The organism is Asanoa siamensis (genome assembly GCF_016862555.1).
GTDB classification, from domain to species: Bacteria; Actinomycetota; Actinomycetes; order Mycobacteriales; family Micromonosporaceae; genus Asanoa; species Asanoa siamensis.
The window spans coordinates 54,640-77,210 of record NZ_BONE01000042.1; the positions used below are offsets into that span (position 1 = coordinate 54,640).

The 22,571-nt window shown below is 70.7% G+C and carries 25 protein-coding genes; 14 read left to right on the forward strand and 11 right to left on the reverse strand.

Features of this window, described 5'->3' with window-relative positions:
• Positions 1-65 precede the first annotated feature (65 nt).
• The 4 genes from Asi02nite_RS24485 to pdhA all read right to left on the reverse strand — a co-directional run bounded on the left by Asi02nite_RS24485 (position 66) and on the right by pdhA (position 3,929).
• Positions 66-209, reverse strand: coding sequence for a hypothetical protein (locus Asi02nite_RS24485; protein WP_203716246.1), 144 nt, complete (start codon positions 207-209; stop codon positions 66-68).
• 203 nt (positions 210-412) lie between these two features.
• A complete protein-coding gene (locus Asi02nite_RS24490; protein ID WP_203716272.1) occupies positions 413-1,813 on the reverse strand; it encodes a dihydrolipoamide acetyltransferase family protein in 1,401 nt (466 codons plus the stop codon).
• 5 nt (positions 1,814-1,818) lie between these two features.
• On the reverse strand, positions 1,819-2,808 hold the full coding sequence (locus tag Asi02nite_RS24495; RefSeq protein ID WP_203716273.1) for an alpha-ketoacid dehydrogenase subunit beta: 990 nt from the start codon (positions 2,806-2,808) through the stop codon (positions 1,819-1,821).
• Positions 2,805-3,929, reverse strand: a complete 1,125-nt coding sequence (pdhA, locus tag Asi02nite_RS24500) for a pyruvate dehydrogenase (acetyl-transferring) E1 component subunit alpha (RefSeq protein ID WP_203716247.1) — start codon at positions 3,927-3,929, stop codon at positions 2,805-2,807. Before pdhA ends, Asi02nite_RS24495 begins: the two co-directional genes overlap by 4 nt.
• A 426-nt stretch (positions 3,930-4,355) precedes the next feature.
• Here pdhA and Asi02nite_RS24505 point away from each other — a divergent pair, with 426 nt between their 5' ends.
• The gene (locus Asi02nite_RS24505) at positions 4,356-4,934 is read left to right on the forward strand and encodes a hypothetical protein (RefSeq protein ID WP_203716248.1); all 579 of its coding nucleotides are present in this window, start codon (positions 4,356-4,358) and stop codon (positions 4,932-4,934) included.
• A 3-nt stretch (positions 4,935-4,937) separates the two neighbouring features.
• Here the strand turns inward: Asi02nite_RS24505 and Asi02nite_RS24510 are convergent, their stop codons facing one another.
• Positions 4,938-5,441, reverse strand: coding sequence for a SixA phosphatase family protein (locus Asi02nite_RS24510; protein ID WP_203716249.1), 504 nt, complete (start codon positions 5,439-5,441; stop codon positions 4,938-4,940).
• Between the two features lie 90 nt (positions 5,442-5,531).
• Here Asi02nite_RS24510 and Asi02nite_RS24515 point away from each other — a divergent pair, with 90 nt between their 5' ends.
• Positions 5,532-5,825, forward strand: coding sequence for a DUF6458 family protein (locus Asi02nite_RS24515; protein WP_239127025.1), 294 nt, complete (start codon positions 5,532-5,534; stop codon positions 5,823-5,825).
• A 61-nt stretch (positions 5,826-5,886) separates the two neighbouring features.
• Here the strand turns inward: Asi02nite_RS24515 and trhA are convergent, their stop codons facing one another.
• Positions 5,887-6,564, reverse strand: a complete 678-nt coding sequence (gene trhA, locus Asi02nite_RS24520; RefSeq protein ID WP_203716250.1) for a PAQR family membrane homeostasis protein TrhA — start codon at positions 6,562-6,564, stop codon at positions 5,887-5,889.
• 72 nt (positions 6,565-6,636) lie between these two features.
• On the opposite strand from trhA, the gene Asi02nite_RS24525 reads away from it, so the two are divergent.
• Genes Asi02nite_RS24525 through Asi02nite_RS24535 form a run of 3 tightly spaced genes read left to right on the forward strand, consistent with a single transcriptional unit; the run spans position 6,637 to position 8,847 of the window.
• Positions 6,637-7,245 carry a 5-oxoprolinase subunit B family protein gene (locus tag Asi02nite_RS24525; protein ID WP_203716251.1) on the forward strand — a complete coding sequence of 203 codons (609 nt, stop codon included), beginning with the start codon at positions 6,637-6,639 and terminating at the stop codon, positions 7,243-7,245.
• Positions 7,242-8,108, forward strand: a complete 867-nt coding sequence (locus Asi02nite_RS24530; RefSeq protein WP_239127027.1) for a 5-oxoprolinase subunit C family protein — start codon at positions 7,242-7,244, stop codon at positions 8,106-8,108. Before Asi02nite_RS24525 ends, Asi02nite_RS24530 begins: the two co-directional genes overlap by 4 nt.
• A complete protein-coding gene (locus tag Asi02nite_RS24535; protein WP_203716252.1) occupies positions 8,092-8,847 on the forward strand; it encodes a LamB/YcsF family protein in 756 nt (251 codons plus the stop codon). The genes Asi02nite_RS24530 and Asi02nite_RS24535 overlap by 17 nt, the downstream gene beginning before the upstream one ends.
• Before the next feature lie 66 nt (positions 8,848-8,913).
• Here the strand turns inward: Asi02nite_RS24535 and Asi02nite_RS24540 are convergent, their stop codons facing one another.
• Positions 8,914-10,749: an NHL domain-containing thioredoxin family protein gene (locus tag Asi02nite_RS24540; RefSeq protein WP_203716253.1), complete on the reverse strand. Its 1,836-nt coding sequence runs from the start codon at positions 10,747-10,749 to the stop codon at positions 8,914-8,916.
• A 46-nt stretch (positions 10,750-10,795) separates the two neighbouring features.
• Positions 10,796-12,637: an acyl-CoA dehydrogenase gene (locus Asi02nite_RS24545; protein WP_203716254.1), complete on the reverse strand. Its 1,842-nt coding sequence runs from the start codon at positions 12,635-12,637 to the stop codon at positions 10,796-10,798.
• A gap of 266 nt (positions 12,638-12,903) precedes the next feature.
• On the opposite strand from Asi02nite_RS24545, the gene Asi02nite_RS24550 reads away from it, so the two are divergent.
• Positions 12,904-13,041, forward strand: a complete 138-nt coding sequence (locus Asi02nite_RS24550) for a hypothetical protein (RefSeq protein ID WP_203716255.1) — start codon at positions 12,904-12,906, stop codon at positions 13,039-13,041.
• A gap of 6 nt (positions 13,042-13,047) precedes the next feature.
• Here the strand turns inward: Asi02nite_RS24550 and Asi02nite_RS24555 are convergent, their stop codons facing one another.
• Both Asi02nite_RS24555 and Asi02nite_RS24560 read right to left on the reverse strand, forming a co-directional pair.
• Positions 13,048-14,169, reverse strand: a complete 1,122-nt coding sequence (locus Asi02nite_RS24555) for a PP2C family protein-serine/threonine phosphatase (protein WP_203716256.1) — start codon at positions 14,167-14,169, stop codon at positions 13,048-13,050.
• Between the two features lie 73 nt (positions 14,170-14,242).
• A complete protein-coding gene (locus Asi02nite_RS24560; RefSeq protein WP_239127029.1) occupies positions 14,243-14,890 on the reverse strand; it encodes a septal ring lytic transglycosylase RlpA family protein in 648 nt (215 codons plus the stop codon).
• 166 nt (positions 14,891-15,056) lie between these two features.
• Between Asi02nite_RS24560 and Asi02nite_RS24565 the strand changes: the two genes are divergently transcribed.
• The 7 genes from Asi02nite_RS24565 to Asi02nite_RS24595 all read left to right on the forward strand — a co-directional run bounded on the left by Asi02nite_RS24565 (position 15,057) and on the right by Asi02nite_RS24595 (position 20,233).
• Positions 15,057-15,626 carry a phosphoribosyltransferase gene (locus Asi02nite_RS24565; RefSeq protein WP_239127031.1) on the forward strand — a complete coding sequence of 190 codons (570 nt, stop codon included), beginning with the start codon at positions 15,057-15,059 and terminating at the stop codon, positions 15,624-15,626.
• Between the two features lie 208 nt (positions 15,627-15,834).
• Positions 15,835-16,284 carry a DUF6232 family protein gene (locus Asi02nite_RS24570; RefSeq protein ID WP_203716259.1) on the forward strand — a complete coding sequence of 150 codons (450 nt, stop codon included), beginning with the start codon at positions 15,835-15,837 and terminating at the stop codon, positions 16,282-16,284.
• 264 nt (positions 16,285-16,548) lie between these two features.
• Complete coding sequence (locus Asi02nite_RS24575) at positions 16,549-17,424, forward strand: helix-turn-helix domain-containing protein (protein WP_203716260.1); 876 nt, start codon at positions 16,549-16,551, stop codon at positions 17,422-17,424.
• A gap of 39 nt (positions 17,425-17,463) precedes the next feature.
• Positions 17,464-17,664 carry a DUF397 domain-containing protein gene (locus Asi02nite_RS24580; RefSeq protein ID WP_203716261.1) on the forward strand — a complete coding sequence of 67 codons (201 nt, stop codon included), beginning with the start codon at positions 17,464-17,466 and terminating at the stop codon, positions 17,662-17,664.
• A 176-nt stretch (positions 17,665-17,840) separates the two neighbouring features.
• Positions 17,841-18,032, forward strand: a complete 192-nt coding sequence (locus Asi02nite_RS24585; protein ID WP_203716262.1) for a DUF397 domain-containing protein — start codon at positions 17,841-17,843, stop codon at positions 18,030-18,032.
• Positions 18,033-18,256: 224 nt separating this feature from the next.
• The gene (locus Asi02nite_RS24590; RefSeq protein WP_203716263.1) at positions 18,257-19,471 is read left to right on the forward strand and encodes an FAD-dependent oxidoreductase; all 1,215 of its coding nucleotides are present in this window, start codon (positions 18,257-18,259) and stop codon (positions 19,469-19,471) included.
• A 69-nt stretch (positions 19,472-19,540) separates the two neighbouring features.
• Positions 19,541-20,233 carry a hypothetical protein gene (locus Asi02nite_RS24595; RefSeq protein ID WP_203716264.1) on the forward strand — a complete coding sequence of 231 codons (693 nt, stop codon included), beginning with the start codon at positions 19,541-19,543 and terminating at the stop codon, positions 20,231-20,233.
• A gap of 27 nt (positions 20,234-20,260) precedes the next feature.
• Here Asi02nite_RS24595 and Asi02nite_RS24600 read toward each other — a convergent pair whose 3' ends face one another.
• Entirely contained in the window at positions 20,261-21,070 is an 810-nt protein-coding gene (locus Asi02nite_RS24600) for a DUF11 domain-containing protein (protein ID WP_203716265.1), read from the reverse strand.
• Between the two features lie 163 nt (positions 21,071-21,233).
• Here Asi02nite_RS24600 and Asi02nite_RS24605 point away from each other — a divergent pair.
• On the forward strand, positions 21,234-22,571 hold a 1,338-nt coding region (locus Asi02nite_RS24605; RefSeq protein ID WP_203716266.1), incomplete at its 3' end, for a choice-of-anchor D domain-containing protein.

Sequence of the window (22,571 nt, forward strand, 5' to 3'; positions counted from 1 at the left end):
CGGTGACCACGCCGATACGAAAGGCCCGCCCGGACGAGCCGGACGGGCCTGACGGTCACGCACTGTCAGTACTGGCTGCGCTGCGAGATCGCGATGATCTCCGCGCGAACAGCCGGCGAGTGCGTCTGGCTGAGCGCGCGCTCGAGGGCACGGGCCCGGCGCAGGCGCTCACGGTGTGCGCGGTAGCGGTCCATCATGGTGCTGTCCATCTGTGACTCCCTGGTCTCGCACCGGTCGCCCCCAACCGGTGTCGATACCTATTGAACCGCAACACACCCGTAACATGCCAACGATTATTCGGTGATGCCGCCCACTTGCCTAACAAACTAAGGCGGCTGCCCGGGTTAACGGCGCATAAACGAAGGAGCCGGTACGACCCGCAGGTCGTACCGGCTCCGACAAAAGCCGCGTATCAGGTCCAAGCGAGCAGCGTCGCCTCGGGGTCACTGAGGAACGCGCCCACGTCGCGCAGGTACTTCGCCCCCAGCTCACCGTCGATGATCCGGTGATCGAACGACATCGCGAGCTGGGTGACCTGACGGATCTGGATCTGACCCTCGTGCACCCACGGCGTCTCGCGAACGGCGCCGAACGCGACGATCGCCGACTCGCCGGGCGGCAGGATCGGCGTGCCGGCGTCGACACCGAACACACCCACGTTGGTGATCGTGAGCGTGCCGCCGGACATGTCGGCGGGCGGCGTCTTGCCCGACTTCGCGGTCTGCACCAGCGCGGTCATCGCGTCGGCGAGCTCGCGGAGCGAGAGCCGGCCGGCGTCCTTGATGTTGGGCACGATCAGCCCACGCTCGGTCGCCGCCGCGATGCCCAGGTTGACGTAGTCCTTGACGATGATCTCGTCGCCGGCCCAGGTCGAGTTGACCATCGGGTGTCGCTTGGCCGCCAGCAGGATCGCCTTGGCCACCAGCAGCAGCGGCGAGATCCGCACGTCGCGCCAGTCGGGCAGCGCCCGCAGCCGGTCGATCACCTGCATCGTGCGGGTCATGTCGACGGTGAGGAACACGGTGACGTGCGGCGCGGTGAACGCCGACGCCACCATGTTCTCCGCGGTCAGCTTGCGGACGCCCTTGACCGGGATGCGCTGCTCGCGCTCCCCGGCCGGGATCGCCACCACCGGCGCGGCCGCGACGGCACCACCGCCACCGCCGTTCTGGGCCGCCAGCACGTCATCACGGGTGATCGAGCCGAGGGGGCCCGACCCGACCAGACCACGCAGGTCGACACCGAGATCCTTGGCCAGCTTCCGCACCGGCGGCTTGGCCAGCGCGACCTGGTCGGTGCGTCCGGCACCGGGGGCGGGTGCCGGCGGCTCGACCGGAGCAGCCGGAGCCGGCACCACCGGTGCCGGAGCGGCCGCGGCCGGCGCAGGAGCGGTGTCGCCCTTGCGCGGCCGCCGCTTCGCCGACGGCGTCTTCGGCCCGTAGCCGACCAGCACCGCGTTGGCCTTGGGCGCCGGGCTGCCGATCAGACCAGGCTCGACGGCACCCTCGGTCGGTGCGACGTCGACCGCGGCCAGCGAAGCGGCGGACGGTTCGAGGTCACCCGCGGTGGGGTCGGTATCGATCGAGATGATGGGGCTGCCCACCTCGACGGTCGTACCCTCGGGGTGGTGGATCTCGACGACCTTGCCGGCCCACTTCGCCGGGATCTCCACGGCCGCCTTGGCCGTCTCGACCTCGACGATCGGCTGGTTGAGCTCGATCTCCTGGCCGACCTCGACGAGCCACTTGATGATCTCGCCCTCGACCAACCCCTCACCGAGGTCGGGCAGGTTGAACGTTTTCATCCGGGACATCGCGGTCACCAGCCGAAGGTACGGTCGACGGCGTCGAGCACCCGGTCCAGGTCGGGCAGGTACTCCTCTTCGACCCTAGCCGCGGGGTACGGCGTGTTGGGCGCGGTCACCCGCAGCACCGGGGCCTCCAGGGAGTAGAAGCACTCCTCGGTGATCCGGGCGGCCAGTTCGGCGCCCAGGCCGACGTTGCTCGGCGCCTCGTGCACGACCACGCAGCGGCCGGTGCGCTTGACCGACTCGTACACCGGAGCCAGGTCGAGCGGCGAGAGCGTCCGCAGGTCGATCACCTCGAGCGAGCGCCCGTCCTCCTCGGCCGCGGCGGCCGCGTCGAGCGAGGTGCGCACCATCGGCCCGTACGCCAGAACGGTCACGTCCGTGCCGGCGCGCACCGTCTTGGACGCGTGCAGCGGGTATGCCGAATCCAGGTCCAGCCCGAGCTCGACGTCACCCTTCTCCCAGTAGCGCCGCTTCGGCTCCAGGAACACGATCGGGTCGTCGGACGCGATCGCCTGCTGGATCATGTAGTGCGCGTCCTCCGGCGACGAGCACGCGACGACCTTGAGACCGGCGGTGTGCGCGAAGTAGGCCTCGGGCGACTCGGAGTGGTGCTCCACCGCGCCGATGCCGCCGCCGAACGGGATGCGGATGACGATCGGCAGCCGCACCTTGCCCTGCGAACGGAAGTGCATCTTCGCCACCTGCGAGACGATCTGGTCGTACGCGGGGTAGACGAAGCCGTCGAACTGGATCTCGCAGACCGGGCGGTAGCCACGGATCGCGAGGCCGACGGCGGTGCCGATGATGCCGGACTCGGCGAGCGGGGTGTCGATCACCCGGTCCTCGCCGAAGTCCTTCTGGAGGCCGTCGGTGATCCGGAAGACGCCGCCGAGCTTGCCGACGTCCTCACCCATGATCACGACCTTGGGGTCGTTCTCCAGCGCCCGCCGCATGCCGGTGGTGAGCGCCTTACCGATTGTCAGCTTCTCGGCCATCAGTGCGCGCTCCCCTCGAACGAGGCCTGGTATTCCACGAACCGCTCGCGCTCTTTGTCGACCAGCGGCGAGCCGTTGGGGTAGACGTTGTCGAACATCGTCACGGGCGCCGGGTCGGGCATCTCGAGCACCCGCTCGCGCAGGTGCAGCGACTCCCGCTTGGCCTGCTCGTCGACCTCGGCGAAGAAGGCGGCGTCCGCGATCTGCTCGCGCTCCAGGAAGGCGCGTACCCGCTTGATCGGGTCCTTGGCCTGCCACGCCTCGACCTCGCTCGCGATGCGGTAGCGGGTCGGGTCGTCGTTGGTCGTGTGCGCGCCCATCCGGTAGGTGTAGGCCTCGATCAGGGTCGGACCCTGGCCGAGCCGGGCGTGGTCGAGCGCGGCGCGGGTCACCGCGTAGGTGGCGAGCACGTCGTTGCCGTCGACCCGGATGCCGGGGAAGCCGAAACCGCCGGCGCGGCGGTAGAGGGGGATGCGCGTCTGCCGCTCGAGGGGCTCGGAGATCGCGTACTGGTTGTTCTGGCAGAAGAAGACCAGCGGGGAGTTGAACACGCCCGCCCAGATGAACGCCTCGTTGACGTCACCCTGGCTGGTGGCGCCGTCGCCGAAGTAGGCGATGACCGCCTCGCCGTCGTCGGTGCCGGTCTTGCCGTCCATCGTCACGCCCATGGCGTACCCGGTGGCGTGCAGGGTCTGCGCCCCGATGACGATCGTGTACATGTTGAACTTGAACTCGTTGGGGTCCCAGCCGCCCTGGTCGACGCCGCGGAACAGGCCCAGCGGCATGATCGGGTCGATGCCGCGGCAGTAGAGGACGCCGTGCTCGCGGTAGGTCGGGAACGCCATGTCCTGCGGGCGCAGCGCGCGGCCGGAGCCCACCTGGGCGGCCTCCTGGCCCAGCAGGCTGGCCCAGATGCCCAGCTCACCCTGGCGCTGGAGCGCGGTGGCCTCGGCGTCCAGCTTCCGGACGATCACCAGGTCGCGGTAGAGACCGCGGTATTCCTCATCGGTGAAGTCGGCGCGGTAGACCGTGCCGTCGGATCCGGTCACCGACTCGATCCGCTCACCCTCAGGGGTGAGCAACTGGACAAGCTCCCCGTCGGGGGGCGAGCCTCCCTTGGCCATCGTGTCTCCCTGTCTGTGGTGCGGCGCCGGGGGTGTCCCGGCTGCGCAGCTTGTCGCCTGCCGGCTGTGCCGACCGGCCCTGTCTCACCGCGCCTGACCCGGTGGGGCCGCCGCGCGGTTGGGAGCCGACATCGCGTTCCGCGCCCGCCGCAGGAAGGTGCTTGAGGCCTCGGCCACGTTGCCGTCACCTCCCATCCTCGCATTGCCGGAGGCGGTCCCACAGGTTGGTTGACACTCTCCATGATCGTGCTGGGGCTGGTCCAGCATGGTGAAAGTTGGCACATAGACACGCTGTGCATGACTGGCAAACCGAGCGTAACTGCGCGACCCTGGTTGGTGGACGCGATGACCGAATAGGACTGATTGCCCCCGGTTGGTTCTCGCCGCGTTCCCAGGCTGTTCATCAAGCAGACGAGGAGTTCGGCCGTGCCGGACCAGGCCCCGTGGCCGCCGCCGGGCGGTCGACATCGCGCCGCCGGACTGTCCGGCCCGGCGCGGCGCTACGCCGTGATCGTCCTGGCCCTCGCGGTGACCTCGTCGTTGCCGGTCCTGGCCGCCATCGGGCCCGGGGCCGACTCGATCGGCACCGTCGTCGCGGGGCACGACCTGGGCGCGACCACGCCGTTCATCGCGCCGCCGTCGCCGGACCCGGTGGTCGTGATCCCGCTGCGGCCGGGCGTGGTGGAGCAGCCGCCGCCGATCACCCGGCTGCGGGCACCGACCGGGTTGGCCGCGCCGCCCCGTCAGCCCGTGCGCCAACGGACGGGCGTGCCGGCCGGGCGCGCGCAGAAGCCGGAAGCCCGTCGCGTACGTAAGCCGGAAGCCCGGCGCGTGCGGCACCCGGAGGCCCGGGTGGCGCCGCGCCGATCGGCGGCGAAGCCGCAGCGCGTCCGCAAGGGGCCCACGCGGGTGGTCCGCAAGCTCGAACTCTGGCGTCGCCCGCCGGCGTCCGTCCTCTGCCGGCCGGGCCGACATGGCCACGGGCACCGGCACTGGCGCCGGTGACCCTCAGCCGCGCGCGGTGTGCGTCTCCACCAGCGGCGCGGAACCCCGCCCGCACTCGTCCCACGGCCCGCTGTAGCGGTGCACGGCGATCCCGCTCGTCCGCAGGTCCTCGGCCTTCCCTGGGTCGAGGAACGCGGAAGCCGACGAGATCGACGGGTTGTGCCCGATGAGCACGACCGTGTTGACCGCGTCGTCCACGGCCTGGATCAGCGCGACGAGGTCGTCCTCGTCGCCGTCGTAGACCTCGGCCCGGTAGTCGACCTCGGGCGACGGCGGGTCTTCGGCCGCGTCGGCCATGCCCAGCGCGATCCCGTGCCAGGTCTGCCGGGTCCGCTTCGAGGGAGAACAGATCACCAGCTCAGGACGGACGGACCGGTGCGCGAGCCAGGCGCCGACCGCACCCGCGTCGGCATGGCCCCGCGCGGTGAGCGGCCGGTCGACGTCGGCCACCCCGTCGGGCCGGTCGGCCTTCGCGTGCCGCACCAGCAGGATCCGCCGCTCACTCATGCCGACAAGCTTGCCTGATTGACGCGGCGCGCACATGGGTAAGACGGACGGTGCCCGCCTGCTCTACGCATCTCGAAGGAGGCGACCACAGTGGGCATTGGTGGCAGCATCTTCCTAATCGCGGTCGGCGCGATCTTCACGTTCGCGCTCGACGTCAACGTCGGCTGGCTCGACCTCGACGTCGTCGGGTGGGTCCTCATGCTCGCCGGCGTCGCCGGCCTCATCCTGACCACGTGGTTCTGGCAGAGCCGCCGGCGGACCACCGTCGTGCGCGACACCCGAGCCAACCCGTACGGCACGACCGCCCCGCCGCCCCCCGCGGCGCCGGCCCCGGGCCGGGTCGAGGAGTACCACGAGGTGCGCCGCGACGACCGGGCCTACTGACCGTCCTCGAACAGAAGAGTGGCCCCCCACCTGGCGGGGGCCACTCTTTGTGTCTCTGGCGTCAGGCGAACAGCGCCAGGTAGATCGCCACGTGGTGGCAGATCGCCGCGATCAGCGTGCACGCGTGGAAGAACTCGTGGTGGCCGAACACCGTCGGCCACGGGTTGGGCCGGCGCATGGCGTAGAAGACCGCACCCACCGTGTACGCCACGCCGCCCGCGAGCAACAGCAGCAGGCAGGCCACGCCGCCGTTGCGCAGGATGTCCGGGATGACGGCCAGGGCGACCCAACCGAGCGCGAGGTAGAGGGGCGCGGACAGCCACCGCGACCCGTGGGGTCTTAAAAGCTTGAGCGTCACCCCGCCGAGGGCACCCGCCCAGACGATGCCCAGGATGATCGTCGCCGTGCGGGTCGGGAGCAGCAACACGGCGAACGGGGTGTACGTGCCGGCGATGAACACGAAGATCATCGAGTGGTCGAGCCGGCGCATGATCTGGTAGCCGCGCTCCGACCAGACGCGGCGGTGGTACAACGCGCTGGTGCCGAACAGGGCACAGACGGTGACGCTGTAGACGACACAGCTCACTAACGGGGACCAACCCGGCCGGGTCGCCGCGATGGAACAGAGCACGACTCCCGCCACGACGGCGACGAACGCCGCGTACGCGTGGAGCCACCCGCGCATGCGCGGCTTGCCCAGGTCGACCGGACGCATCCGGGAGCTCGTGGACGTCGTCACGGGCTCAGGCTACCGACCCGGGCTGTGCGGTCGCTGGAAGACCGCCTGGTAAGGCGGGTCGACAATGGATCAGTGCACATCCGACCCGTGGGCACCACCGCCCTGTTGATCGAGTGCCCGCCGGCCGAGGTCGAGGCCTGGCGGGCCGAGTTGTGGCGCCGCCGTGCGGCCGGCGAGCTCGCCGCCGCCGAGATCGTGCCGGGCGCGCGGACCGTGCTGATCGACGGGCTCGACGACCCGGCCGCCGTGGCCGCGCTCGTCGCGGGCTGGGCGCCGCCACCACCCGCCGACACCGCGGTCGGCACGCTGCTCACGATCCCGGTCGTGTACGACGGACCCGACCTCGCCGATGTTGCCGCACTGTGGTCGGTGCCCGTACCCACCGTGATTCATCGGCTCGCCACGACGGAGTTCCGCGTCGCCTTCTGCGGCTTCGCTCCTGGTTTCGGCTATCTGACCGGCTTGCCGGCGACGCTGGCGGTGTCCCGGCTCGCCACTCCCCGCACGTCGGTCCCGGCGGGCTCGGTCGGGCTCGCGGGCCCGTACGCCGGGATCTATCCGACCGCCTCCCCCGGCGGCTGGCGGCTCGTCGGACGCACCGACGTGACGCTGTTCGACGTCTCGCGAGAGCCACCGGCGCTGCTGGCGCCGGGCACGGCGGTGCGGCTGGTGGCGGCGTGAGCCTCGAGGTCGTCCGGGCCTGGGCGTTGACGACGGTGCAGGACCTGGGGCGTCCCGGGTACGCGCATCTCGGCGTGCCGCGCTCCGGGGCGCTGGACGCGCCCGCGCTGCGGCGGGCGAACGCGCTGGTCGGCAACCCGCCGTCGGCCGCGGGCCTGGAGACGACGCTGCTGGGGTGCTCGTTCCGGCTGCCAGCGGGCGGGGTGATCGCGGTGACGGGCGCGCCCGCCCGGATCACGGTCGCGGGCGCGGCGGCCGCCTTCGACGTGGCGGTGTCGGTGGCGGCTGGCGCGCTGGTCGAGATCGGCCGGGCGACCGCAGGGGTGCGCTCGTACGTCGCGGTGGCCGGCGGCGTCGCGGTGCCGCCGGTGCTCGGCAGCCGGTCGACGGACACGCTCTCGGGCCTGGGCCCACCCCGCCTACGCGACGGCGTCGTCCTGCCGGTCGGGCCGAGCCAGCCGATCGAGCCGCACGGCATCCCGGAGGGGTCGGGCGCGGGCGCGGCTGGCCGCGTTCCGGCGGAGGTCACGTTGGCGGTGCGGCTCGGGCCGCGGGACGGGTGGTTCACCGCGGCGGCGGTCGAGACGCTGCTGACCACCGCGTACACCGTGAGCCCGAACAGCAACCGGGTCGGCGCGCGGCTGGCCGGCGCGGCGTTGACCCGCGCGGACGCCGGCGAGTTGCCCAGCGAGGGTGTCGTGCTCGGCGCCGTCCAGGTGCCGGCCGACGGGCAGCCGCTCGTGTTCCTGGCCGACCACCCGACCACCGGCGGATATCCGGTGATCGCCGTGGTCACCGACGTAACCGCCCTGGCCCAGGCCCGTCCGGGCAGTACCGTCAGATTTCATGGACCTGAACGCTGACATGGCCGAGGGCTTCGGCATCTGGCGGCTGGGCGACGACGACGCGCTGCTCGACGTGATCACGTCGGCGAACGTCGCGTGCGGCTTCCACGGCGGCGACCCGGTGACGATGCGCCGGGTCTGCGCCACCGCGGCCGCCCGGGGTGTCGCGGTGGGCGCGCAGGTCGGCTACCGGGACCTGGCGGGTTTCGGACGGCGCCGCATCGACTACGCGTTCGACGAGCTGCGGGACGACGTGATCTACCAGATCGGGGCGCTGGACGCGTTCTGCCGGGTCGCCGGCAAGGCGGTGCGTTACGTGAAGCCGCACGGCGCGCTCTACAACGTCGCTTCCGTCGACGAGGCGCAGGCGGCGGCCGTGGTGGCCGCGGTGCGCGACTACGACCGCTCGCTGCCGGTGCTCTGCTCGCCCGGGTCGACGCTCGCCGAACTGGCCGTCGGCGCCGGGCTCACGGTCGTCGCGGAAGGCTTCGCCGACCGGGCCTACGAGCCCGACGGCCGCCTCGTCTCCCGCTCCCACCCGGGCGCGGTGATCCACGACCCGGAGGCGGTCGTGCAGCGCGCACTCCGCCTGGCCCGCGAGGGCACCGTGGTGGCGGTCGACGGCACGGTCATCCCGGTCCGGGTCGCCTCGATCTGCCTGCACGGCGACACACCGGGCGCGGCCGAACTGGCCCGCCGCATCCGCGACGCCATGACCGCGGCGGACGTCCCGCTCAGCCCTTTCGCCAGCGCCTAGCCCGAGGGCCGATCAGACCCGCAGCCCCACGTGGAGCCTCCGGATCCCCGGGGCCGCGCCGGCCGGTCAGCCCTCGTCGAGGCCGCGGAGGACGAGTGCCACCCGGTGGGTGCCGTCGGTGGTCACCTGGATCGGGACGCCCCAGTCCTGGCGGGTCAGGTGGCAGGCCGCGTGCTCCGCCTCGGCGTCGCAGGTCGCCGCCTGGGCCACGACCTGCAGCACCCCGCCCGCGACTCCGTCCGCGATCACCAGGCGGCGGCTCAGGTCGGTGGTCGTACCGTCGCCCTCGATGAGCAACTCCGGCGGCGACGCCGAGACCACCAGGCGGGTCGACGGCCCGAACGACTCGTCCAGCTTCTGCCCCGGCGCCGGCGTGAAGATCACGTCGAGCGTCACCTCGCCGGCCGCGACCAGCGTGGGTGGGCGCTCCGTGCGGTGGCGGGTGCCGGGCGCGGACGAGCCGCCCGCCGCCGCCAGCGCGCCCGCGCCGAGTGCCGTGACCCGGTGCCCGGCCGACTCGACGACCAGCACGTCGCCGGCCGGGGTGACGACGATGCCGCTCGGCTCCGCCAGGCCGTCGGCCACCGTCGAGACCGCGTTGGCGACCGGGTCGAACCGGCGTACCGCTCCGTTGTAGGTGTCCGCGACCAGCACCGAGCCGTCGGCGAGCGCGCAGACCCCGAGCGGGTGCTGGAACAGCGCCTGATCGGCCGGCCCGTCCATGTGACCGAAGTCGAACAGCCCCTGGCCGACGGCGGTGTGCAGCACGCCGTCCTCGACGTAGCGCAGCGCGCTGGTCTCACTGTCGGCGATCCAGAGCCGGCGCCCGTCGGCCGAGGTGGACAGGCCGGACGGTTGAGCCATCCAGACGTCGGGCAGCGGGCCGTCGCGGAGGGCCTCGACCGTCGTGCCCGCGTACACGCCGGTGGTGCGCTTGATCGGGTCGTACCACCAGAGCTGGTGGATGCCGGCCATCGCGACGACGAGCCGGTCGTCGTACCAGGCGACGTCCCATGGCGACGAGAGATCGCTGGCCAGGGCGTCGTGCGCGTGGTCGTCCGGCGTCGACCGCCACTGCCGGCCCGTGCCGGCGATCGTGACGACCTCGCCGGTGGCCAGCGTGAGCCCGCGCAGCAGGTGGTTGACGGTGTCGGCGACGACGACGTCGAAACCGACCGCCGCCGCGGTCTCGGTCGGCAGCAGGCAGAGCCCCTGGGGCTCGGAGAACGACGCGGTTTCGGGGCCGCCGTCGGCGTGGCCGCGGGTGCCGGTGCCGATCCGGCGCACGACCGTCTCGCCGTCGGGCTCGAGCTCGACGAGCGAGTGCCGGGCCGAGTCGGACACGAGCAGGTTGCCGCCGGGCAGCACGACGGCCTTGCCCGGGAAGCGCAGCGTGGTGTGGGGCTCCGCGGGCGCGACGTAGGGACCGTCGCCGCGATGCAGGGTGCCCTTGGCCTCGTGGGTGGCGACCAGCTCGTCGATCAGCCGGCCGAGCCCCTCGGCGTGCCCCTCACCGGCCATCGTCGCGACGACGTACCCCTCGGGGTCGACGACGGTGAGCGTGGGCCACGCCTTGGCGGCGTACTGGTCCCAGGTGACGAGGTCCGGGTCGTCGAGCACGGGATGATCGACCGCGTACCGCTCGACGGCGGCAGCCAGCGCCGAGGGGTCGCGCTCGTGCTCGAACTTCGGCGAGTGCACCCCGATGACGACGAGCACGTCACCATATTTTTCCTCGAGCGGCCGCAGCTCGTCGAGCACGTGCAGGCAGTTGATGCAGCAGAAGGTCCAGAAGTCGAGCAACACGATCTTGCCGCGCAGCTCGCCGATCGACAGGTCCTTACCGCCGGTGTTCAGCCAACCACGGCCCTTGAGCTGGGGCGCCCGCACGCGAGGAGTCACCGGTCAATCCTGCCAGGCACCGGCGCCGCCAGCTCAGGTCGGTGGGTCAGAAGGCCTCTTCCGGGAGGTCCATCACGTCCAGGGTCGTCGCCTCGATGATGCGGCGGTCCGCGCCCAGCCGGGGTAGGACCTCGCGGGCGAAGAAGCGAGCCGCGGCGACCTTGCCCGCGTAGAACGCGTCCGGGCCCTCGGCCAGCTTGCGCAGTGCGACGTCCGCTTGGCGCTGCAGGAGCCAGCCGACGATCAGGTCGCCGACCGCGAGCAGGAAGCGGCGGCTGGTCAGGCCCACCTTGTAGAGCGCGCGCGGGTCCGTCGCCGCCTCGCCGAGCCAGCCCGTCATCGTGCCGAGCATCGACTGGGTCTCGGCCAGCGCCTTGCCCAGCGCGACCCGCTCCTCCTTGAGCTGGCCGTTGCCGCCCTCGGACTCGATGAACTGCGCGATCTCGCCGGCCACCGCCAGGAGGCCCGTGGCCTGGTCCTTCACGATCTTGCGGAAGAACAGGTCCAGGCTCTGGATCGCGGTCGTGCCCTCGTACAGCGTGTCGATCTTCGCGTCGCGGACATATTGTTCCAGCGGGTAGTCCTGCAGGAAGCCCGAGCCGCCGAAGGTCTGCAGGGACTCCGAGCCGAGCAGCTCGTAGGCCCGCTCCGAGCCGAGGCCCTTGACGATCGGCAACAGGAAGTCGTTGACCCGCTTGGCCAGCTTCTCGCCGTCGGCGTCGCCGGCGTGTGCGGCTAGCTTGATCTTGTCCTGCCAGGTCGCGGTGTAGACGACCAGGGCGCGCATGCCCTCGGCGTACGACTTCTGCAGCATCAGCGACCGGCGGACGTCCGGGTGGTGCGAGATGGTCACCCGCGGCGCGGCCTTGTCGATCTGGCGCAGCAGGTCGGCGCCCTGCACGCGGGACTTCGCGTAGTCCAGCGCGTTGAGGTAGCCCGTCGACAGCGTGGCGATCGCCTTCGTGCCGACCATCATCCGGGCGTACTCGATGATCAGGAACATTTGCCTGATGCCCTCGTGCACGTCGCCCATCAGCCAGCCCTTGGCCGGGACGCCGTGCTCGCCGAAGGTCAGCTCGCAGGTGTTGGAGACCTTCAGGCCCATCTTGTGCTCGACGTTGGTGGCGTAGACGCCGTTGCGCTCGCCCAGCTCGCCGGTCTCCTCGTCGAAGTGGAACTTCGGCACGACGAACAGCGACAGGCCCTTGGTGCCGGGGCCGCCGGCGCCCTCGACGCCCACCGGCCGGGCCAGCACGTAGTGGACGATGTTCTCGCTCAGGTCGTGCTCGCCCGAGGTGATGAACCGCTTGACGCCCTCGATGTGCCAGGAGCCGTCGGGCTGCGGGACGGCGCGCGTGCGGCCGGCGCCCACGTCGGAGCCGGCGTCGGGCTCGGTGAGCACCATCGTCGACGCCCAGCCCTTCTCGATGAACAGCTCCGCCCACCTCTTCTGCTGGGGGGTGCCCTCGCGGTGCAGCGTGGTCGCGAAGGACGGGCCGGACGCGTACATCCAGATCGGCGCGTTGGAGCCGAGGATCAGCTCGGCGAGGGACCACCACAGGGCGCGCGGCGCCGACGTGCCGCCGAGCTCCGTCGGCAGGTCCAGGCGCCAGAACTCGTTGTCCATGAAGCGGTGGTACGAGCGACGGAACGCCTCGGGCAGCGGGGCGCTGTGCGTCGCCGGGTCGAACACGGGCGGGTTGCGATCGCTGTCGGCGTAGCTGGCCGCCAGGTCCTCGCGGGCGAACCGGTCGAGCTCGACCATGAAGTTGCGCGCGATGTCGGCGTCGATCTCGGCGAACGGGGCGCGACCGAGCACCTGGTCGGCGCCGAACACCTCGAAGAGGTTGAACTCGATGTCGCGCAGGTTGCTCTTGTAGTGCGTCATGTGCGTCGGTCCCCGATCCGGCAATCGTTGGTTACCCGTGAGTAACCCAGGTTATTACCTGCGAGTAGCTCTCATAAAGAGGGTCGCTCGGTGACCGCCGCCACACTACTTCTATCGTGCCGTCCTATTTAGGAGCCTTTATAGCGTTATGGGGGTCAATATTGGGTGGAGTCAAGTCGGCGCGCCGACAGTCGCGTCACCGTTAGCAGCCGGGGCTCGTTTGGTGGTTACCCGCGCCGGACGGCGCTCGACGCAGGAGGACCCCGATGACTCTCGCCCATCTCGCTGCCCTGCTGGTCAACCCGCGCGCCGGCTACGTCGGCCGGCACCGCGCGCCCGAGTCCGACCGGACGGCAGCCGCCGCTGTCCGCCTGCCGCGCCTGGCAGCCGTCAAGCAACCCTGAAGAGGGTTACTCGCTGCCCACTTCCCAGCTGGGGATGCTGGCGGTGGTGACCGGCCGTTGACCGGCGTATTCCATCAGGACGACGGCGATGTCGTCGTCGAGCCGCCCGTGGACCCACTCGACCAGCGCCGTCTCCAATGAGGCCAGCCCGTCGCCGACCGTGCCGTGGCCGAGCAACCGCCACGCGCGGTCGGCGATCGGGAAGAACTCGCCCTCCCGGCGCGCCTCGCCCAGGCCGTCGGTGAACAGCAGCAACCGGTCCCCCGGCTCGAGCCGCTCGACCCGCGGGCGGACCACCGGCATGAAGCCCAGGGGCGGCGCCGGCGCCGGCGGCTCCAGCGGGATCACCTCACCCCGCCGCAGCAGCAGCGGCGCCGGGTGTCCACAGTTGACGATCGTCAGCGTGCCGCCGCGCTCCTCGACCATCGCCGCGGTCACGAAGTCCTCGTCGCCGACGCTGCGCGCCACGGCGCGGTCCAGGTCGGCCACGATCGCGCGCAGGTCCGCCCGCTCGTAGGCGACGTGCCGGTAGGAGCCGAGCACGATGCTCGCGGTGCGGACCGCGTCGAGGCCCTTTCCGCGTACGTCGCCGATGATGATCCGCACGCCGTACGGCGTGTCGAGGCACTCGTAGAGGTCGCCGCCGATCTCGGCCGTGGCGGTGGCCGAGATGTAGCGGCCGGCGACGGAGAGCGAACCGATCTGCGGTCCGACCGGGCGCAGCACGGCCTGCTGTGCCACCTGGGCCAGTTTGGAGAGTTCGGCGATCCGGGCGGCCTGGCGCTCGCGGATCTGCGCGACCACGGCCGCGATCGCCGTGGCCAGCGCGACGCCGGCGACGTTGACCCCGGTCGCGATCGTCATGCCCTTGGCGGCGACGGCGAACGAGATGCCGACCACGGTGGCGAGCACGCCGACGACCAGCACCATCCGCCAGGAGGCGAACGCCGCGGCGAGGAACGGCGCGGCCGCGACGAGGCCGACGTAGTTGGCCCCGCTGCCGTCGGCGATCTCCACGGCGGACACGATCGCGAGCAGCACGAGGGCCGCGCCGAGTCCGGCGCGGGAACCAGGGCTGAGCGGGCGGCGGCCCGTCGTGGAGAACTGCATGGGTACGCCGAACAGCATGCCTGATCCCGGTGCGGTACAGAACGAAGTTGGCCCCTCGGCCATCCGGTTCTGACCAACCCGGTCAGTTCAGTCAGTTGCCGAGGACGTCGTACTTGACGGTCAGCTCGCCCTGGCTCAGCGGGGCGATCGCGCGGAACGCGGCGCGGGACAGGTCGATGCAGCGCCCGGAGACGAACGGGCCGCGGTCGTTGATCCGGACCACGACGGACTTGCCGTTGTCCGGGTTGGTCACCCGTACGCGCGTGTTGAAGGCCAGCGTCTTGTGCGCGGCCGTGAGCGCCTCAGGGTTGAACGACTCGCCGTTCGCGGTGGTCTGGCCCTCGTCGTAGTACGAGGCGCCGCAGGAGCCGCTGCTGACCACGCTGCCGCCGCTCTCGGGCTTGCTGGTGGTCTTCCGGGCCGGCGTCGGCTTCTTCGAGCTCGGCGAGCGGACGCTGCCCCGCGAGGCGTGCTCGGGCGACTTCGTCGGCGTGGCCTTGGGCTTGGGAGTTGGCGTCGGCGCGGGCGTCGTCACCGAGGGTGACGGCGAGGCCGACGGCGTGGTGTCCACCGCCGATTGTGGAAGATCGATCCGCCCGACCGGGGTCGCGGCCTTCTCCTCGGTCAGCTTGAGTGCCCCGAAAGCGCCGCTGACCAGCAATGCCAGTACGACGACGGCTGTCGCGAGTGGTCCGAACAGCGAGGCTGTCGCCGGTCGCCTGGTATGCCTACCCGCCACGATCTCGGGCTCCTTCCGCCGGGGGTGAACCGTTGCGGACCGTACCGAGCGCGGTACGTCGGATGTCAACGTGATCATTGGCTTTCGCCCGAATATGGACGGAAACGTTCAACCGATCGACTGACCCCACGATGGTCCGTGGGTGCCGGTGTGCAGGATGGTCGTCGTGGCCATCTCTCCACCCCTGCGGGACGACTCGTTGCGCGCCGCCCTCGCGGAGGCGTTCCACTGGTTCGACCCGGGGGCGCACAGCGACCACCTCGTCAGCGACGTGTCCGGTTGGTGGCATTCACCGGAGTTGCTGGCGTCGGTCGGGCCGGGCCTGGCCGCGCTGTTCGCCGACGCGGCGCCGACGCTCGTGGTGTCGCCGGAGGTGACCGGCTTCCTGGTCGGGCCGCTGGTGGCGGTCGCGCTGGGCGTCGGCTTCGCGCCCGCGGTCAAGGACGGCGGTGACCGGCGGCTGGTCGACCGGGTCACCTGGGCGCGCACGCCGCCCGACTACCGCGGCCGGGAGTTGCGGCTGGGCGTGCGGGACCGGCAGATCCGGGGCACCGACCGGGTGCTGGTGGTCGACGACTGGGTGGCGACCGGCGCGCAGGTCCGGGCGCTCTACGACGTCGTCGCGCTGCGCGGCGCCACGGCGGTCGGGTGTGCGGCGATCGTCAACGCGGGTCCGCCGCCGCTCGCCGCCGACCTGCGCCTGCGGTCGCTGCTGACCGCCGCGGATCTCCGCTAGTCGCGGTCCCATGCGCCCGGAGTGGGCCGGATGTCGGTTATTCGGCGCCGTGGCGCTCCCGACGACCATTAACGCAGGCAGGGCCAGCTACCACCCGGTGAGTTCACAGACGGGTATAGCGCTATCTGCCATATCGCAGATTGATGTCTACCGGAGAGCCAGGTCCCCGGGTTGCAATGGACGTAGCAACAACCCGGGAGGAGGACAGATGCCCACCTACTATCCCGGTCCGGACGTGCGGATCACCGACACGGCGTTCACGGTCCTGGGCGCCCGCTCGACCCGCTTCCACATCAAGGACCTGGTCGACCCCTACGTCGTGCGCGGGAACCGGCATCCCGCGGGCGTCGTGACCGGCCGCTTCGCCATCGCGTCCACGGTGGCGGGCATCGTCACCTGGGGACTGCACGACTCCCTGTTCCTGCACGTGGCCATGCTGATCGCGATCGCGATCCCGGTGCTGGTCACCGGCGCGTTCCTGCGGGCCGCCCCACGCGACTACCAACTGTGGGCGGTGCACGGTTCGGCCGAGGTCTGCCTCTACAGCAGTACGCACCCCACCCGCTTCGGCCAGGTGCGGCGGGCCCTGGTCCGGGCGGTGGAAGAGCAGAGCCGCCAGCGCTCGGCAGCGAGGTGGCTGCGCGAGATCGAACGCTGAGCTGCCCCTATCGGCGCCGAGGGTGGACCGGCCCACCCTCGGCGTCTAGCTCGTTGATGTGCCAATCTGCGATATAGCAGGTAGCGGGATAGCGGTCAGATGTCTTGCGATGCATAATGTGCGTGACCCGCGCGTCCGGCTGACAGGCGTAACACTGACAACTTACGCTGGCAGGGACATCACTGGCCGAGTTGGCGCAGACAGCGACACGGCAGGTCGCCGTACGCCCGACGCGCGCTCTTATTGGACAGGAGAGCGCCCACGATGGCCGACTCGCCTTACGTAGCACGCCGTCGCGTGCGGTTGGCGATTCGGCGCGCTCGGGATGCCAGGAAGGCCACCCAGGGTGACGTGGCCGAGGCCATGGAGTGGTCGCTCTCGAAGGTCATGCGCATCGAGAGCGGCGAGGTCACGATCTCGCAGAACGACCTGCGCCCGCTGCTGACTTACCTTGGCATCAAGGACAAGGCGCGGGTCGAGTCGCTCGTCGCCGCGGCCAAGCTCTCCAAGCAACGTGTCCAATGGTGGGAAACTCCGCAATATCGTGACCTGCTCACGCCGGCCATCGTTCAGCTCATGGGACTCGAACAGTCGGCGAAGGAGATTCGCTACTTCTATCCCATGGTCGTGCCGGGGCGGTTGCAGACCCCGGCCTATACCCGGGCGGTCCTCGAGACCTTTTCGGGCGAGCTCAGCGAGGAAACCATCGAGGCACGGGTCCGGATGCGAGAAAAGCGCCGCGAGACATTTCTCGATCCCGACGAGCATCCCGACGTTTTCCTCGTCCTCGACGAGTCGGTTCTCTACCGGCAGGTCGGCGGCGCCGAGGTGCTGCGCGAGCAGCTGGAACACCTGCTCACCCTGATCGGCGACCGACGGATCGCCGTGCGGATCATTCCCTTTAAGGAACAGTCGCCGATCCCCATGCTGGCGACCTACGAAATCGTCTCATTGGCCGCCACCGAAGGCGACGAGGACGAAGCCGTGCTTTATCGGGAAAGCGACACCATCGACGAGATCGTCGAGGACAAGGAAAAGATCAGGCGGCATCGGGAGATCTTCGACCGCGTTTGGCACGGTGCGTACGACGAGCAAACCTCGGCGGGGCTGATAAAGGACCACGCCACCGCGTTGGCCTGACCGCTTCACATAACTTTTTTGATCGAAAGGCATGCAACGTTGAACGAGTCGAGTGCGGCCATCTCCTGGCGCAAGAGCAGCCGGTGCGCCTCCGGCGCCTGCGTCGAAGTCGCTGACGCGGTGGGCACGGTGTTGATGCGGGACTCCAAGACGCCGGCGGGTGCGCCGCTGGAGTTCTCCAAGGGTGTCTGGGCTACCTTCATCGTGGATCTCAAAGAAGGACGATTCCACGCAAACTAGCATTCGATCGTGAGCCGCGGCAGCGGCTCACGATCGACCCGTTCTTCAGATGCCACAAACACCATAATTCCCCGTGAATAATGACATTGACCGGCACTCCCTGCGTTCACTCACGTTCCCTGCGTTCACCCGGGTGCTTACCCTAGGCGGTAGGTCACTACTAGGGAGCGTGACTCATGTCCAAAGATCAGAGTCGGGTCAAATGGCTTAGTCGATGCGCGACCGGAGCGTGTGTCGAGGTCGGCGCACTCGACGGTCGCGTGCTCGTGCGCGACTCGAAAGACCCTGAAGGGCCGGTAATGCGGTTCTCTCGCTCAGCGTGGAGCGAGTTCCTCACCGGGGTTCGCGAGGGCGACCTGCGCCGTTGACGCGCCGGCCGCGAACCGTCGTCTCGCGGCCAAGCACCCCTCGTCGGCGCGTTGGCGCCACACCCCCCGATCGGCTCGGGCACGACGGCCGCCGGACCCGTGCACCGAGCCCCCGCCGTTCCGCTGACGGCAGGTGACCGACACCGTTGCGGCGCAGGTCAAGGCGTTGCCCGTGCGACCCCGAAGTCGACATCCCTCGCCTTGACCGCCGCGGCGGTGCGTCCGTGCGTCCGCCTGGCAGGAGGTGCCTCGTCGAGACCACCGTCTGTGTCGTCGGCGGCGGGCCCGCCGGCGTCGTGCTGGGCCTGCTGCTCGCGCGCGCGGGTGTCGAGGTCGTCGTGCTGGAGAAGCACGCCGACTTCCTGCGCGACTTCCGCGGCGACACCGTCCACCCCTCCACGCTGAACCTGCTCGACGAGATCGGGCTCGGCGCGGAGGTCGCCCGCCGACCGGGACGCCGGGTCGAGAGCCTGCGCGCCACGTTCGACGACGGCAGCGTCCGGCTGGCCGACTTCAGCCGGCTGCCGGGCCATCCGTACGTGCTGTTCCTGCCGCAGTGGGACTTCCTGGACGTGCTCGCCGAGGCCGCCGCGCGGCTGCCGACGTTCACGCTGCTGCGCTCGACCGAGGTCGTCGACGTGCTGCGGTCCGACGGCCGGATCGTCGGCGTGCGAACCGCCGACGGCCTGTCGGTGCGGGCGTCCTTGACGGTGGCCTGCGACGGCCGGACGTCGGTGGTCCGGGACCGGCTGGGGCTGCGGCCGCGCGAGTTCGGTGCGCCGATGGACGTGCTCTGGTTCCGGCTCTCCCGGCGCCCCGACGAGCCGGCCGGGCTCGACATGCGCGTGGGCGCGGGCGGTCTGATGCTCTGCATCGACCGTGGCGACTACTTCCAGTGCGCGTACGTGATCGCGAAAGGCGGTTACGACGAGGTACGCGCCGGCGGCCTCGACGCCTTCCGCGCCCGGATCGCCGCGCGGGCGCCGCACCTGGCCGACCGGGTCGGCGAGGTGGCGAGCTGGGCCGACGTCCGGCTGCTGACCGTGCGGCTCGACCGGTTGCGGCGCTGGTTCGCGCCCGGCGTGCTGCTCATCGGCGACGCCGCGCACGCGATGTCGCCGATCGGCGGTGTCGGCATCAACCTCGCCGTACAGGACGCGGTGGCGACCGCCCGCATTCTCGGGCCGGCGCTCGCCGCGGGCCCGGTGTCAGCGGCGGATCTGGCGCGGGTGCAACGCCGCCGGCGCTTCCCGACGGCCGTGACCCAGGCGCTGCAACGGATCGCGCAACGGCGGGTCGTCGATCGCCTGCTGCACACGGCCGGCCCGGTGGGCGTGCCCGCGCCGCTGCGGTTGCTGGACCGCACGCCGTGGCTGCGGCGCCTGGCCGCGCGGCTGGTCGGCCTGGGCATCCGACCGGAGCACGCCGGCCGCGGTTGAACCTGGCGCTCTTGCGCGGTTTGTCGCGACGGGCCAGTGCCGGCGCGGTGGAGCGGCGATGCTGGGCCGGTGTCAGTCCTCATCGGAGTGTTGCTCGCCGTGGGTCTCGTCCTGCCGCCCGTCGTGTGGTGGCGAGGAGCACGGACCCGTCGCGTCGGGCTGGTCGTCGGCAGCGTGCTGGCGGCCTGGGCCGTGGCCACGGTGATCCTGTACTTCGCCGCTCCCGCTTCCCGGCTCGAGATCCTGATCGGCTATCTGCCGATCGCCATGGCGGTGGTCGCCCTCGGCCGCGCGGTGGAGCGGACCCGACTCGGCCGGGCGGAGTGGGACCAGGGTTGGTGGCTCTATCTCGGCTCGCTGCTGCTCGCGGGGTTCGTCAGCTGCTGTTTCGGGCTGATCGCCACCATGTCGAGCAGCGAACCCTTCCTCCCGTCGGCCGACGAGTTGTTGCCGGTGCCGGCCGGCCTCACCGCCGTCGTCAAGGAGAGGGACGCGGGTTCCTGCGGATCAGGGGTGTGCACCCTGTCGATCACCGTGACCGGAAGTGCCGGACAGACACAGGACGAGGTGTACGCGCGGGTCCACGACCACCTGGTCGATCGTGGCTGGGATCTCGACGAGTACAGCGCGGGATGCCGAATGACCGGGTGGCTGATCGGCCGGCGTGAGGTGTGCGTCAAGGTCAGCAATGGCGAAGGAGCGGTCCGGGTCTGGTTCGAGGGGGCGAGGGCCGACCCGCTACCGACACCAGGCGGCCCATGAGGACCGCCTGGCGCCGGAGTCCTCGCACTAGCGGATGGTGACGGTCGCCTGGGCGTTGTTGTTCTGGACGTCGTCCTCCGGCGAGGTGGTGGTCGCCGACGCGGTCACCGTGACCGTGTCTCCCGGGCTCGTGTCGGTGACCGTCGCGGTCAGGTCGAGAACGTCGTTGTAGGGGTTGACCAACTGGTACCGGACGCAGTGCCACGCCGGGTCGGCGCCGTCGAGGACGTCGCAGTACCAGCCGTCGCCGATGTCCTCGGACTGCCGGGTCAGACCCGCCGGCACCGGGACGGTCACGTGCACCTCCTCGGCCGTCATGTTGCCGATGTTCCGCACGTCGACGGCGATCGCGACGGTGTCACCGACGCCGGCCTCGCTGGTGACCTGGAGCCCCGTAACCAGGTCGGTGACGCCACGGATGTAGGTCGCCGTCGCCCGGGCGGTGTTGTCGCCGGTGGAGGTTTCGTTGCTGGCCGTCGACGCGGTCGCGGTGACCGTCGCGAACCCGCCCACCTGACCGGGCGGGAACGCGACGTAGAACCGCAACGTGGCCGCGGTTCCGGCGGCCAGCGTGGCGGTGCCGCAGGTCAGGCTCTGCTGGAAATCGCACTGCCACCCGGCGGGCGGCGAGTTGCCGTCGGTGAAGTACCCGCCGGGCGGCATGGCGTAGCGGACGACCACGTCCTGCGCCGCCTTGGTGCCGGCGTTGCGCACGTCGACCCGGACCGCCACGCCGCCACCGACGTCCACGACGGTGGTGGGATCGGCCGAGGCGCTGACGACGAGGTCGGCTTCGAGACGGCCGTTGGGCTGTCCGTCCCGGTGGTGAAGCGGCATCGCCGTCGCATTCGTTACGCTTGGCGGGTTTCCGATCGGTGTCCTGTTTGGACGCCCTGATGTCGCTCGGCGAATAGGCCGAAAGATCGATTGCCTCCGCCGTCTGCTATACCTACGCTTCGTCTGCCTTCAGGCATTCCCTCTCTCTCCCACGGGGTGATTCATGCGCGCTCTTCGTGGCACCGTTTCGGTTGCCATCGCAAGTGCGTTGATCGTCGCCGCTCTTCCCACGGCCGCCGCGCAGGCGGCACCGCTGGGCGGCGCCAACTCGACGCTTCGTCTCGCCGGCTCGCTCACGGCCTCGCCGGCCCAACTCGACTTCGGCCCGGCCGACCCGAACGTCGACGGCGCACCGCTGAAGGTGACGCTGACCGCGAGCGGCACCGACCCGGTCGTCATGGAGGCGGCGTCGATCGGCGGCGCTACTCCCGGCGCGTTCAAGCTCACGAGCGACGGCTGCGTCGGCAAGACCCTCACCGCCGGCCAGCGCTGTGACATCACGGTCACGCCGCACCCGACGCAGAACGGGTCCGTACAGGCGAGTCTGCTCGTTCCCAACAACGGTCAGACCAACCCGCTCACTGTTCCGTTGGTCGCGAATGGACAGATGACGCCGCGGGGCACGTTCTACCCGTTGATGCCGTCGCGGGTGCTCGACACGCGTATCGGTCTTGGTTCGTCGAAGGCACCGATCGGCGCCAACCGGGCGATCGCCCTGCAGGTGGCCGGTCGCGGCGGCGTGCCGTCGACCGGTGTCGCCGCCGTCGTGCTCAACGTGACGGTGACGCAGCCGACGTCGTCGTCCTACCTCACGGTTTACCCGTCCGGTGTGGCGGTGCGGCCGACCGCTTCGTCGCTGAACTTCCCCAAGGCGTGGACCGGTGCCAACTCGGTCACCGTCGCGGTCGGTGCCGGTGGCAAGGTCGACCTCTACAACGCCAAGGGCGCGACGCACGTGGTCGCGGACATCACGGGCTACTTCGCCTCTGACAACCGGATCGAGAACCACGGCTACACCGTGGGCGGTTCCTACCAGTCGTTCACCCCCGGCCGTTGGGTCGACACCCGCGAAGAGGTGTGGGGCCCGCTGCCCGCCGAGCACTACTTCCAGGCGTACGTGGACTTCGACGAGGAGACCAACCGTCACGTCAAGGCGTTCGCCATCAACGTCACCGCGGTGCGGCCGACCAAGACCGGCTACCTGACCGTGTGGGACGGCAACGAGATGACCCTCCCGGAGACGTCCACGTTGAACTACACGCCCGGGAAGGTCGTCCCCAACATGGCGATCATTCCGGCGTCGACGTGCTACGACTGCGGCGAGACCAACAACGCCCCGATGATCGGCATCTACTCCTCCGCCACGACCCACGTCCTGGTCGACCTCGTCGGGTACTACGACGACTCGACGCTCGGCGCTGGGCTGCGGTACACGCCGATCACCCCCACCCGCATCACGGACTCCCGCACGGGACTCGGCTTCTCGGGCGCGCTGGGGGCC